The 13,654-nt window shown below is 72.4% G+C and carries 9 protein-coding genes; 8 read left to right on the top strand and 1 reads right to left on the bottom strand.

Features of this window, described 5'->3' with window-relative positions; genetic code table 11:
- The 8 genes from E2C05_RS33250 to E2C05_RS21460 all read left to right on the top strand — a co-directional run.
- On the top strand, nucleotides 1-254 hold a 254-nt coding region (locus tag E2C05_RS33250), incomplete at its 5' end, for a hypothetical protein (RefSeq protein ID WP_205082942.1).
- 17 nt (nucleotides 255-271) lie between these two features.
- Nucleotides 272-706, top strand: a complete 435-nt coding sequence (locus E2C05_RS33245) for a periplasmic heavy metal sensor (RefSeq protein ID WP_158292279.1) — start codon at nucleotides 272-274, stop codon at nucleotides 704-706.
- 3 nt (nucleotides 707-709) lie between these two features.
- Nucleotides 710-2,125, top strand: a complete 1,416-nt coding sequence (locus E2C05_RS21485; protein ID WP_133221701.1) for an efflux transporter outer membrane subunit — start codon at nucleotides 710-712, stop codon at nucleotides 2,123-2,125.
- A gap of 237 nt (nucleotides 2,126-2,362) precedes the next feature.
- On the top strand, nucleotides 2,363-3,601 hold the full coding sequence (locus E2C05_RS21480; protein ID WP_133221700.1) for an efflux RND transporter periplasmic adaptor subunit: 1,239 nt from the start codon (nucleotides 2,363-2,365) through the stop codon (nucleotides 3,599-3,601).
- The gene (locus tag E2C05_RS21475; protein WP_133221699.1) at nucleotides 3,598-6,822 is read left to right on the top strand and encodes an efflux RND transporter permease subunit; all 3,225 of its coding nucleotides are present in this window, start codon (nucleotides 3,598-3,600) and stop codon (nucleotides 6,820-6,822) included. The genes E2C05_RS21480 and E2C05_RS21475 overlap by 4 nt, the downstream gene beginning before the upstream one ends.
- Before the next feature lies 1 nt (nucleotide 6,823).
- Nucleotides 6,824-9,916 (top strand): efflux RND transporter permease subunit, encoded by a 3,093-nt coding sequence (locus E2C05_RS21470; RefSeq protein ID WP_133221698.1) that lies wholly within the window; start codon nucleotides 6,824-6,826, stop codon nucleotides 9,914-9,916.
- Nucleotides 9,917-10,050: 134 nt separating this feature from the next.
- The gene (locus tag E2C05_RS21465) at nucleotides 10,051-11,091 is read left to right on the top strand and encodes an LLM class flavin-dependent oxidoreductase (RefSeq protein ID WP_133221697.1); all 1,041 of its coding nucleotides are present in this window, start codon (nucleotides 10,051-10,053) and stop codon (nucleotides 11,089-11,091) included.
- A 241-nt stretch (nucleotides 11,092-11,332) separates the two neighbouring features.
- The gene (locus E2C05_RS21460) at nucleotides 11,333-12,958 is read left to right on the top strand and encodes an ABC transporter substrate-binding protein (protein WP_133221696.1); all 1,626 of its coding nucleotides are present in this window, start codon (nucleotides 11,333-11,335) and stop codon (nucleotides 12,956-12,958) included.
- A gap of 43 nt (nucleotides 12,959-13,001) precedes the next feature.
- On the opposite strand, the gene E2C05_RS21455 is transcribed toward E2C05_RS21460, so the two are convergent.
- On the bottom strand, nucleotides 13,002-13,313 hold the full coding sequence (locus tag E2C05_RS21455) for an EthD family reductase (protein ID WP_133221695.1): 312 nt from the start codon (nucleotides 13,311-13,313) through the stop codon (nucleotides 13,002-13,004).
- Between the last annotated feature and the right edge of the window lie 341 nt (nucleotides 13,314-13,654).

Here is a 13,654-nt window from a genome sequence, read left to right as displayed (position 1 = left end):
CCTCCCCCGCCGCCGTGGCCCGGCTGCGCCACGCGGTGGCGCGGGAGATCGCCCGCAGCCCGCTGCCGGCGCCGCCCGGCCTCCGGGACCGGGTGCTGGAGGCATTGCGCCCCGCCGCGCCGGCCGGCTGGGGGGCGCTGGCCGCCATCGCCACCCTTGCCCTGTGGTTCGCCTTCGCGCCGGCGCCCCCGGCCCAGGCCGGCGACCCGCTGGGGCCGCTGAACACCCTGCCGATCGCGGAGGACCCGCTCTGATCCGACTGCCCCCTGGCTTGCCGTCCGGCCGCGCCCTGCTGGGCGCGGCGCTGGGTGCCTCCCTCGTGCTGAACGTCGCCCTCGGCGCCCTGCTCTGGACCCGGCCGCAGCCTGTGGAGCCGCGCGGCCGCGGCTTCGACCGCATGGTCTCCCGCATCGAGCACACCCTGCCGGCCGAGGACCGCCCGGCCTTCCGCCAGGTGCTGGAGCGCGAGCGGGAGAGCTATGCCGCCGAGCTTGCCGCCTTCCGCGCCGCCAACCGGATGGTGGACGAGGCCATGGGGCGTGAGCCCTTCGATCCCGACGCGCTGCGCACGGCGCTGGATGCCTGGTCCGCCCGCTGGGCGGAGTTCAACCTGGCCTTCACCGGGGCGCTGGTGAAGGCGATGGCCGTCGTCTCCCCGGCCGGGCGGCAGCAGATCGCCGCGGCGCGGCGCGAGGCCAGGCGCTAGCGCATGGCCGGATCCATCGGCCGGCGCGCGGCGCTGCTCGGCGCCGCCGCCCTCCTGCCCGGCTGCGCGTGGCTGACGCCGCCCGCCACCTCCTCCGGCCTCGCCCTGCCCGGCGGCTTCGACGCCGCGTCCGGCGCCGCGCAATGGCCGGACCCGCAATGGTGGCGCGGCTTCGGGTCCGCCGAGCTGGACGGGCTGATGGCGGACGCGATGGCGGCGAATACCGACATCGCCCGCGCCGTCGCCCGGGTGCGGCAGGCGGATGCCCAGCTGCGGATCACCGGCGCGGCGCTGCTGCCGACGGTGGACCTGAATGCCCAGGCGACCCGGCAGCAGACCGGCAGCGTGAACGTCGCCAGCATCACCGGCGCCCGCAGCCGGCGGGTGCGGGTCACGGCCGCCGACCGGCTGACGCTGTCCGCCAGCTACGAGATCGACTTCTGGGGCAAGAACCGCGCCGCGGCCGAGGCGGCGGAGCAGGCCGCCTTCGCCAACCGCTTCGATGTCGGCACCGTGACGCTGACCACCCAGGCCTCGGTCGCCAACACCTATTTCGCCATGCTCGGCGCGCAGGAGAGGCTGCTGATCCAGCAACAGAACCTGGAGATCGCCCGGCGCGTGCTGCGGGTGATCCGCGACCGCGTCACGGTCGGCACCGGCACCGGCCTGGAACTGGCGCAGCAGGAAGCGGTTGCGGCGCAGCAGGAAGCGCTGATTCCGCCCCTGCAGCAGGAGGTGGACACCAACCGCAACTCGCTCGGCACGCTGATCGGCCGCCCGCCCCAGTCCATCCGGCTGGCCGGCGGCACCTTCAGCCGCCTGGCCATCCCGCCCGTGGCGCCGGGCCTACCCGCCGAGGTGCTGGTCCGGCGGCCGGACGTGCTGAACGCCGAGGCCGGGCTTGCCTCGGCCAACGCCGACATCGTCAACGCCCGGGCGCAATTGCTGCCCAGCGTCACCCTGACCGGCACCGGCGGCTGGACCAGCCTGGCGCTGGAGACGCTGCTGCGGCCGGAATCCATCATCTTCAACCTGGCGGCCGGGGTGGCGCAACCGATCTTCCGGGGCGGCGCCCTGCGCGGCCAGGTCCAGCTGCGGGAGGCGCAGGCGGAGGAGCTGGTCTACAACTACCGCTTCGCCATCCTGAACGCCCTGGTGGACACCGAGAATGCCCTGGTCGCGCTGCGCCAGACCACCGAGCAGGAGGCGCTGCAGGCCAATGCGGTGCGGATGGCCGAGCGCAGCTATGCGATCAGCGAGGCGCAGCTGCGGGCCGGCACCATCGACCTGATCACCCTGTTGAACACCCAGCAGACCCTGTTCTCCGCCCGCACCACCCTGGCGCAGGCCCGCTTGGCCCGGCTGCAGGCGGCGGTCGGGCTGTTCCGGGCGCTGGGCGGCGGCTGGGGGACGGCGTGACGGGCGGCGGCGCCGCCTCCGCCCGCGCCCTCCGCCGCCGCGGGCAGAGCGCCCGCGGCGAAGACCCAGGCCGGTCCAGGCCACGCCCCTGGCCTGGCGGGTGGTGTTTGAGGAGGACAGCGCCCGCCTCAAGGGTCCCGTGCCGGGCGCGACACGCTTCGTCACCCATGCGGCCGGTGGGAAACGCCCCGCCGGAGCGTATCTAATGAGCACAGCCCGAAGGTCCCTCCCCTGCCCATGCGCCGCCTGCTCCTGACCCTCATCGTCCTCGGGCTGCTCGGCGGCGCCGGCTATGGCGGCTGGATCTGGTGGCAGGGCCGCCAGACGCCCGCTGCCGAGCAGGCGGAGGGCCCCGGCGCCCGCGGCGGCCGGCCGGGCCGCGGCGGGCCGGTGCCGGTGACCATCGCCGCGGCGCAGCGGCAGGACCTGCCGATCCGGCTGGATGCGATCGGCACGGTGCAGGCCTTCAACACCATCACCGTCCGCGCCCAGGTGGACGGGCAGCTGATCGAGGTCGCCTTCACCGAGGGGCAGATGGTCAAGCGCGGCGACGTGCTGGCCCGCATCGACCCGCGGCCCTACCAGGCGGCGCTGGACCAGGCGGTGGCGAAGAAGGCGCAGGACGAGGCGCTGCTGGCCAATGCCCGGCTCGACCTGCAGCGCTACACGCAGCTGGCCCGGAACGAAGGCGTGTCCCGCCAGCAGCAGGACACCCAGCGCGCCCAGGTGGCGCAGTTCGAGGCGCAGGTGCAGGCCGACCAGGGCGCGATCGACGCCGCCCGCACCCAGCTGTCCTTCACCACCATCCGGTCGCCGCTGGACGGCCGGGTGGGCCTGCGGCTGGTGGACCAGGGCAACATCGTCCGCGCCGGCGACGCCACCGGCATCGTCACCGTGTCCCAGCTGCAGCCCATCGCCGTGGTCTTCACCCTGCCGCAGCAGGAGCTGCCGCGGGTGCAGGATGCGCTGGCGCGCGGCAAGGTGCTGGTCCAGGTGGTCCGCCAGGGCGACGTGCAGGGGCGGGAGCCGCCGCGGGCGGAGGGGGAGCTGCTCACCCTCGACAACGCCGTGGATGCGCAGACCGGCACCATCCGCCTGAAGGCATCCTTCCCGAATGACGACATGCGGCTCTGGCCCGGCGCCTTCGTGAATGTGCGGCTGGAGGTGGACCGGCTGCCGGGCGTGACCACGGTGCCGCTGGTCGCGGTGCAGCGCGGGCCGGAAGGGCCCTTCGCCTATGTGCTGAAGCCCGACCGGACGGTGGAGCAGCGGCCGGTGACGCTCGGCGCCCTCACGGTCGCCGATGCCGTGGTGCGGCGGGGCATCGCGCCCGGGGAGCGGGTGGTGACCTCCGGCGCGCTGCGGCTGTCGCCCGGGGCGGCGGTGATCCCGCAGGAGGAAGGCGCGCCCGCCCCCGGCCCGGCCCCCGGCGAGCGGCGGCTGCGACCGCGCCAGGCCGCGGATGCCAGCCCGTGAGCCCGGCGGATGGCGGCGCGGGTGGCGCGGGCGGGCCGGCACCGGGACCTTCGACGCGGTTCGGCGGCGTCTCCGCCCCCTTCATCGCCCGGCCCATTGCCACCACCCTGCTGGCCGTCGCGGTCTTCCTGGCCGGCGTCTTCGGCTATATGCGCCTGCCGGTGTCCGCCCTGCCGGAGGTGGACTTCCCGACCATCGAGGTGACGACGACGCTGCCCGGCGCCTCGCCCGAGACGGTGGCGCTGCTGGTCACCGCATCCCTTGAACGGCAGCTGGCGCAGATCGCAGGGCTGAACGACATCGTCTCGACCAGCGGGCCGGGCACGTCGCGCATCACGCTGCAGTTCAACCTGGGGCGGGACATCGACGACGCGGCGCAGGACGTGCAGGGCGCGATCAACGCCGCCCGCGGCACGCTCCCCGGCAACTTGCCCTATCCGCCGACCTATTCGAAGGTGAACCCGGCCGACCCGCCGATCATCACCCTGGCGCTGACCAGCGAGACGCTGCCGATCTGGCGCCTGTCGGACGCGGCCGACACGCTGCTGGCGCAGCGCCTGGCGCAGGTGAGCGGCGTCGGCCGCGTGCTGGTGCAGGGCACCATGCGGCCGGCGGTGCGCGTGCAGGCGGACCCGGTGCGGCTGGCGGCCTATGGCCTCTCGCTCGAGGATGTGCGGACCGCGGTCGCCGCCGGCAACGTCAACACGCCGAAGGGGGTGGTGGACGGGCCGCGCCAGGCCAGCACGGTCATGGCGAACGACCAGCTCCGCAGCCCGGAGGATTTCGCGCGCCTCATCATCACCTGGCGGAATGGCGCGCCGGTGCGGATCTCGGACGTCGCCGACGTGACGCAGGACCTGGAGAACACGCTGAACGGCGCGGTCTTCGACGGCAAGGCGGCGGTGCTGATCGACGTCCAGCGCCAGCCCGGCGCCAACATCGTCCGCACCGTCGAGGATGTCCGCGCCCAGCTCGACCTGCTGGAGCGGGCGCTGCCGCCGGGGGCGACGCTGTCCATCGTCGCCGACCGGACGGCGACCATCCGCGCCTCGGTCCACGACGTCCAGTTCACGCTGGGCCTGGCGGTGGTGCTGGTGGTGGCGGTGATCTTCGTCTTCCTGCGCAGCGCGCGGGCCACCATCATCCCCGGCATCGCCCTGCCGCTGTCCATCATCGGCACCTTCGCCGTCATGGCGCTGTGCGGCTTCTCGCTCGACAACCTCTCGCTCATGGCGCTGACCATCGCCACCGGCTTCGTGGTGGACGACGTCATCGTCATGATCGAGAACATCGTCCGGCTGATCGAGGAGGGGAAGCGGCCGCTGCAGGCGGCCTATGAGGGCGCGGCGCAGATCGGCTTCACCGTGGTCTCGCTGACCCTGTCGCTGGTCGCGGTGTTCATCCCGCTGCTGTTCATGCCCGGCGTGGTCGGCCGGCTGTTCCAGGAATTCGCGCTGGTGCTGACCATCTGCGTGGTGGTCTCCATGGTCGTCTCGCTGACGCTGACGCCCATGATGTGCGGCCGCCTGCTGCGGCATGCCCGGCCGGAGGAGGAGGGCAGGCTGGCGCGGGCGACGGAGCGCGTGCTGGACGGGATGCGCGACGCCTATGGCCGCAGCCTGCGTTGGGCCCTGAAGCGGGAAGGGCTGATGCTGCTGGTCGCGGCGCTGACGCTCGCCGGCACGGTCTGGCTGTACATGGTGATGCCGAAGGGCTTCCTGCCCAGCCAGGATACCGGGCTGGTGGTGGCGCTGGTGGAGGGGCCGGAGGACGCCTCCTTCGCCCGCATGTCGGCGCTGCAGCAGCGGGTGGCGGAGGCGATCCGGCAGGACCCGGACGTCGTCGCTGTGACCTCCGTGGTCGGCGCCAATGTGGTCAACGCGGCGCAGAACACCGGCCGGATCACCGCCATCCTGAAGCCGCGGGAGGCGCGGGAGGCGCGGGAGGCGAATGCCGCCGCCGTCATCGCCCGGCTGCAGCCGCGGCTGGACGCGCTGGCGGGTGTCACGGTGCACATGCAGCCGGTGCAGGACATCCAGATCGGCGCAAGGCCGGGCGCCACCGCCTACCAGTACACGCTGATGGACCCGGACCCCGTCGAACTGTCCCGCTGGGCGCCGGTGCTGGAACGGCGCATGCGGGAGATGGCGATCCTGCGCGACGTCTCCTCCGACCAGCGGGAGGGCGGGCTGCGCGTGACGGTGGAGGTGGACCGCGACAAGGCCGGCCGCCTCGGCGTCACCATGCAGGCGGTGGACGACATCCTCTACAACGCCTTCGGCCAGCGCCAGATCAGCACCATCTACACCCAGTCCAACCAGTACCGGGTGGTGCTGGAAGCCTCCCCGGCCCTGCGCGACGACCCGCAGATGATCGGCATGCTGCGCGTGCCGGCCACCGCCGGCCAGGCAGCGACGGCGCAGGGCACGCCGGTCTCCTCCCCCGCCGGGACGCCGCAGGTGCCGCTGTCCGAGATCGCCGCCATCGGCCGTGCCGCCGGGCCGCTGACGGTGACGAAGCAGAGCCAATTCCCGGCGGTGACCTTGGGCTTCGACCTGGCGCCGGGCACCTCGCTCAGCCAGGCCGTCGCGGCCATCCGCGCCGCCGAGGCGGAGATCGGCCTGCCCGAGACCATCGACGGCAGCTTCGCCGGCGACGCGGCGGAGTTCCAGCGCAGCCTGCGCGGCGAGCCCTGGCTGATCCTGGCCGCGGTCATCGTCATCTACATCGTGCTGGGCGTGCTGTACGAGAGCGTGATCCACCCGATCACCATCCTCTCGACCCTGCCTTCCGCCGGCATCGGCGCGCTGCTGGCGCTGCGGATCTTCGGGATGGACCTGTCGGTGGTGGGGCTCATCGGCATCATCCTGCTGATGGGCATCGTCAAGAAGAACGCCATCATGATGATCGACTTCGCGCTGGAGGCGCAGCGCGACCATGGCCGCACGCCGCGGGAGGCGATCGAGGAAGCCTGCCTGCTGCGCTTCCGCCCCATCATGATGACGACGCTGGCCGCCCTGCTGGGCGCCCTGCCGCTGATGCTGGAAAGCGGCACGGGGTCCGAGCTGCGCAACCCGCTCGGCGTCTCGGTGGTGGGCGGGCTGCTGCTGAGCCAGGTGATCACGCTCTACACCACGCCGGTGATCTATCTGGGGCTGGAGCGGCTGCGGGAACGCTTCCAGCGCGCCCGGCGGCCGCGCGTGCCGGTGCCGGCCGAATAGTGTGTCGATCAGCACGCCCTTCATCCTGCGGCCGATCGGCACGGCGCTGCTGGCGCTGGGCATCGCGCTGGCCGGCATCGTCGCCTATTTCCACCTGCCCATCGCGCCGCTGCCGCGCACCGACATCCCGACCATCTTCGTCGGCGGCGGGCTGCCGGGCGCGGACCCCGAGACGACGGCCGCCGCGGTGGTCGGGCCGCTCGAGCGCCGGCTCGGCGCCATCTCCGGCATCACGGAGATGACGTCCTACTCCACCCTCGGCGCCTATTTCATCGTCCTGCAATTCGACCTCGACCGGAAGATCGACGACGCGGCGCGGGATGTGGAGCAGGCGATCAACGCCGCCGGCACCGACCTGCCGCCGCTGCCCAACCCGCCCTATGTCCGGCGGGTCAATCCGGGCGACGCGCCGGTGCTGATCATGGCCATGACCTCGGCCACCGCCTCCCCCGGCGCGGTCTACGACGCGGCGGACAGCATCGTCTCCCCGCGCATCGCGCAGGTCCCGGGCGTCTCCTCCGTCTCCATCCAGGGGGCGGAGCAGCCGGCCATCCGCGTGGCGGTCGACCCGGCCGCGGCCAAGGCGGCCGGGGTCAGCATGGAGCAGATCCGCCAGGCGATCAGCCAGAACAACGTCACCCAGGCCACCGGCCTGGTGGACGGCACCGACCAGATGGCGGCGATCCATGTGAACGACCGCCTGACCACCCCGCGGCAGTTCGGCGACATCATCGTCCGGTCGCAGAACGGCGCCGTGGTCCGCCTGTCCTCCATCGCCCGGGTGAAGCTGGATGCGCGGGACCGGCGCCAGGGCGGCTCGGTGGACGGGCAGCCGGCCGTCATGATGACGATCTTCAAGCAGGCGGACGCCAACGTCATCGACGTGGTGAACGGCATCCGCGAGCTGATGCCGCAGCTCGAGCGCTGGCTGCCCGGCGGCGTCGAGATCCGCACCATCCGCGACCGGACCGAGACCATCCGCGCCAGCGTGGCGGAGGTGGAGCACACCCTGCTGGTCGCCATCGCCCTGGTCATCATGGTGGTGGCGGTCTTCCTCCGCCGCGTCTCCGCCATCTCCGCCACCGCCGCGGCCGTGCCGCTGTCCCTGCTCGGCACCCTCGCCGTCATGTGGCTGCTGGGCTACTCGCTCGACAACCTCTCGCTCATGGCGCTGACCATCTCGGTCGGCTTCGTCGTGGACGACGCCATCGTCATGATCGAGAACATGACCCGGCTGCGGGAGCGCGGCATGGGGGCCATGGACGCCGCCATCGAGGGCGCGCGGCAGATCGGCTTCACCGTCGTCTCCATCACCGTCTCGCTCATCGCGGTCTTCATCCCGCTGCTGTTCATGGGCGGGCTGATCGGGCGGATGTTCCGCGAATTCTCGGTGGTGCTGGCGCTGGCCGTCGGCATCTCGGGCGTCGTCTCGCTGACCCTCACGCCGATGATGGCGGCGCGCATGACGCGGCGCGCACCGCCGCCGCCCGGCCGCTTCGGCCGCGCGGTGGACCGCGGGATGGCGGCGCTGACCAATGGCTATCTCTGGACGCTGCGGCCGGTGCTGCGCTGGCGGCGGGTGGCGCTGATCCCGACGCTGGGGCTGATCGGCGTCACCGTCTGGCTCTACATGATCATCCCGAAGAGCTTCTTCCCGGACCAGGACACCGGGCTGATCATCGCCACCACGCGGGCGGCGCCCGACACCTCCTACCAGCGGATGCTGCAGCTGCAGGACCGGGTGCTGGAGGTGATCCGCAAGGACCCGGCGGTGGCCAGCGTCGCCTCGGCCATCGGGGCGGGCAACGGCAATGCCTCGGTCAGCCAGGGCCGCGTGTTCCTGTCCCTCAAGCCGCTGAAGGACCGCCCGGGCGTGTCCGCGGAGGACGTGATCAACCGGCTGCGGCGGCCGCTCGGCGCCGTGGCGGGCGTGCAGACCTTCATGCGCGCGGTGCAGGACATCGGCATCGGCGGCCGCGCGGGCAATGCCTCCATCCAGTTCGTCCTGCTCTCGCCCGAGATCGGCGACCTGCAGACCTGGTCGAACATCCTGGTCGAGAAGCTGCGCACCCTGCCGCAGATCCAGGACGTGAACTCGGACCAGCAGAATGCCGGCCCGGTCGCGCGGCTGGTGATCGACCGCGAGGCGGCAGCGCGTACCGGCGTCAGCGTCGCCGCCATCACCTCGGCGCTCAACAGCAGCTTCTCGCAGCGCCAGGTCTCGGTCATCTACCGCTCGCGCAACCAGTACCGGGTGGTGCTGGAGCTGGAGCCGGGACTGCAGCAATACCCGGAACAGGTGGACGACATCTGGCTGAGCGGGTCGGGCGGCGTGCAGGTGCCGCTTTCCGCGCTCGTCCGCATGGAACGCGGCGCGGCACCGCTGTTCGTCACCAAGCAGTCGCAGCTGCCGGCCTCGACCATCACCTTCAACCTCTCGCCCGGCGTCGCGCTGAGCGAGGCGACTGCCGCGGTGGAGCGGGCGTCGATGGAGGTGGGCCTGCCCGACACGATGCGGACCGAGTTCGCCGGCAATGCCCGCGCCTTCCAGTCCTTCACCCGCGGCCAGCCCCTGCTGATCCTGGCCTCGATCATCGTCATCTACATCGTGCTCGGCATCCTCTACGAGCATGTCTGGCACCCGCTGACCATCCTCTCCACCCTGCCCACGGCCGGCATCGGCGCCCTGCTGGCGCTGCTGGCGACGAAGACACCCTTCAGCGTCATCGCGCTGATCGCGGTGATCCTGCTGATGGGCATCGTGAAGAAGAACGCCATCATGATGGTGGATTTCGCGCTGGAGCATGAGCGCAATGGCGGCCGCGGCGGGCTGGAGGCGATCCTGGAAGCCTGCCGCGAACGCTTCCGCCCCATCCTGATGACGACGCTGGCGGCGGTGTTCGGCGCCGTGCCGCTGGCACTGTCCACCGGGCCGGGGGCGGAGCTGCGCCAGCCGCTGGGCATCGCGCTGATCGGCGGGCTGCTGCTGGCGCAGGTGCTGACGCTCTACACCACGCCGGTGGTCTACCTGGCGCTGGACGGGCTGGGGCGGAAGAAGGAGGCGCGGGTGCCGGCGGCGGCACCCGCCGAGTAGAGCCGGGCGCGGACGGGCGCGCGCCCCGCGCCGCGGAGCGGCACCCTGGGCAGGGCGGCGGCCGGGCCCGCAGGGTGGACGCCTGCCGGCACGCGCCCCCTTCACGCCGGCCCGGGCCGCGATAGAGTCGCGGCATGACGCTCGGGCTTTCCATCCTCGACCAGTCCACCATCGCCTCCGGCCGCGGCGCGGACGAGGCGATCCGGGAGACCCTCGCCCTGGCCCGCCTGGCGGATGACTGGGGCTATGGCCGCTACTGGCTGGCGGAGCACCACAACAGCGGCGCCCATGCCGGCTCGGCGCCCGAGATGCTGGTGGCCGCCATCGCCGCCACCACGCGGCGCATCCGCGTCGGCACCGCCGGCGTCATGCTGCCGCACTATTCCGCCCTGAAGGTCGCCGAGCAGTTCAAGGTCGCCGAGGCGATCGCGCCGGGGCGCATCGATCTCGGCCTCGGCCGCGCGCCGGGCAGCGACGGCCGCACCGCCTTCGCGCTGAACCCGAATGCGAAGGAGGCCGCGGATCGCTTCCCCAACCAAGTCATGGATCTGCTGGGCTGGCTGGGCGACGGGCTGCCGGAAGGCCACCCCTTCCGCAGCGTCGCCGCCAACCCGCTGGTGCCGACGCGGCCGGAGGTCTGGATCCTGGGGTCCAGCGACTACGGCGCGCAGGTCGCGGCCTATTTCGGCCTGCCCTACTGCTTCGCGCATTTCATCGGGGAACAGGGGAGCGAGCAGGTCATGGCGCTGTACCGCGACGGCTTCCGGCCGCAGCCGGGCCGGCCCGGGCGGCTGGCGGCGCCGCATGCCGCGCTCGGCGTCTTCGCCCTGACCGCGGAGACGGAGGCGGAGGCCTGGCGGCTCTACCGGTCGCGCGAGCTGTGGCGGCTGTTCCGCGACACCGGCCGCTTCCCGCCGCTGCCGAGCGTCGAGGAGGCCGAGGCCTATCCCTATGCACCGGAAGAGCGGGCGCATCTCGACCGGATCCGCGCCAGGGCGATCGTCGGTGCGCCGGAGCAGGTGAAGACGCGGCTGGAGGCGCTGGCGGCGGCGCATGGCGCGCAGGAGGTGGCGGTGCTGACGCCCTGCCACGACCCGGCGGCGCGGCAGCGCAGCTACCGGCTGCTGGCGGAGGCCTTCGGGCTGCGCGCGGGCGCGCTGCCGGAAGCGGCGTAGCGCACGGATCAACCGGCCGCGCCGGTCGCGCGGGCGCAGGCGCAGGCGCAGGCGCAGGCGCAGGCGCAGGCACGTCCCATGCCTTCGCCTGTGTCGACGGCGCTTCCTGCCCGCGGCCATGCTGCCGCCGGCATGCGACTGGGGTGCGCCGACGGTGTCGAGCCCGCAGGATCCGCGCCCATCGCCCCGCCGGCACGCGGATTGCCATGCGCGGCGGCACAACCCAGCCCGGGAGACCGCCATGTCCTTCACCCGCCGCGCCCTGTTGGGCGCCACCGGCCTTGCTGCCACGCCCGGATTGCCTGAACCCTGGGCAATCGGTACGGCCGCCGCGCAATCCGAACGCGTGCTGCGCTACGGCATCTCCATGGCCGACATCCCGCAGACCACCGGCCAGCCGGATCGCGGCGCCGGCGCCTACCAGTTCACCGGCCACACCCTGTACGACCCGCTGGTCGCCTGGGAGATGGACGTGGCCGACCGGCCCGGGAAGCTCGTGCCCGGCCTGGCGACCAGCTGGGAAAGCGACCCGGCCGACCGCCGCAAATGGGTGTTCCGCCTGCGGCAGGGCGTGAAATTCCATGACGGCTCGGCCTTCGACGCCGATGCGGTGATCTGGAATTTCGAGAAAGTGCTGAACAACCAGGCGCCGCATTTCGACAACCGACAGGCCGCGCAGGTCCGGCCGCGCCTGCCTTCCGTCGCCAGCTGGCGCAAGGTCGACGCCATGACGGTGGAGGTGACCACCCGCGCGGTGGACAGCTTCTTCCCCTACCAGATGCTGTGGTTCCTCATCTCCTCCCCGGCGCAGTTCGAGAAGCTGGGGCGGTCCTGGGACCGCTTCGCGCAGGAACCCTCGGGCACCGGGCCCTTCCGCCTCGCGCGGCTGGTCCCGCGGGAACGGGCGGAGCTGGTGCGGAATGCCGAGTACTGGAACCCGGCGCGGCTGCCAAAGGCCGATCGCATCGTGCTGGTCGTGGCGCCCGAGACGACGACGCGCACCAATGCGCTGCTCACCGGCCAGCTCGACATCATCGAAAGCCCGGCGCCCGATTTGCTGCCGCGCCTGCAGCAATCCGGCGCGCGCATCATCCAGAACGTCACGCCGCATGTCTGGAACTACCATCTCTCCCTGCTGGAAGGCTCGCCCTGGCGGGACCTGCGGCTGCGGCGCGCCGCCAACCTGGCGATCAACCGCGACGAGGTGGTGGCGCTGCTGAACGGGCTGGCGAAGCCGGCGGCGGGCGTGGTCGACCCGACCTCGCCCTGGTTCGGCAATCCGGAGTTCAAGATCCGCACGGATGTGGATGCGGCGCGGCGCCTGGTGCAGGACGCCGGCTTCTCCCGCAGCAATCCGCTGCGCACGCGCTTCATCGTGCCGACCGGCGGCTCGGGCCAGATGCTGTCCATGCCGATGAACGAGTACATCCAGGCCGCCTGGCGGGAGGTCGGGATCCAGGTGGAGTTCCAGGTGGTGGAGCTGGAGGTGCTCTACACCGCCTGGCGCCAGGGCGCGGCCGGGGAGCTGTCGCGCAGCGGCGGCATCACCGCCAACAACGTCGCCTACCTCACCAGCGATCCGCTCTATGCCTTCATCCGCTTCTTCCATTCCGGCCAGATCAACCCGGTCGGCGTGAATTACGGCCATTACCGCGATGCGGAGATGGACCGGATGCTGAATGCGGCGACCTCCAGCTTCGATGCGGCGGAACAGGATGCGATCATGCGCCGCGTGCACGAGAAGGTGGTGAACGAGGCGCTGTGGGTCTTCGTGGTGCACGACACCAACCCGAAGGCGGTGTCGCGCAACGTGCGCGGCTACGTGCCCGCGCAGCACTGGTTCCAGGACCTGACCACCCTGGCGTGAGGCCCGGCGCGGGTCCCGGGCACGCGCCCGGGGCCCGCCTGCCTCATCCCAGCAGCTCGCTGATCTGCACAGCGGGCTTGATGTCGGTGAAATTCGGCACGTCGCCGAACAGCTCCGGCCCATGCGCCTTGGCGCCCTTGCCGAAGGCCTCGGCCGACTCCCAGGTCAGCATCGCCATGATGCGATAGGGCGCCGCACTGCCATCCGGCCCGGGCACGCCCTTCAGCACCTTCAGGTCCTGCAGCCCCATGCCGCTCCAGCGCTCCTTCACGAGCGGGATGTGCTTCTGCATGTAGTAGGCCTCGTCGAATTTGGTCCCGCCATCCTGCGGGTACAGCACGCTGACCATGATCATGGCCGCCCTCCCTTCCCTGGACGGCGGAGGCTAGCGCGCGCGCCGCCCGGCACGGAATGGGCCATGGGTCGAAGCCCGGCGCACGGAATTGCGACTGACCCACGGGGCCGGCCGTGCAACGCTGCGGCTGGCCGCGCCGGGTGACCGGGGCGGCCGGGACCTGGCCGGCATCCCCTGCCCGGGTCCGGGACGGGATGGCTGGCCGGCCATCCGCTTGCAACGCAGGCCTGCATGGGCCTGCCTGGGAGGAAACGAATGCAGGATGCATCGCCCGAGGCGCCGCGCGGCGCCGTGACGGCGCGCCGCCGCGTGCTGGGCGGCCTGGCCGGCGCCCTGGCCGC

It is taken from the genome of Paracraurococcus ruber, from assembly GCF_004353985.1.
Taxonomy (GTDB): Bacteria; Pseudomonadota; Alphaproteobacteria; order Acetobacterales; family Acetobacteraceae; genus Paracraurococcus; species Paracraurococcus ruber.
The sequence above is the reverse complement of the archived record's forward strand: the minus strand, read 5'-3'. Positions and strand labels throughout refer to the sequence as shown.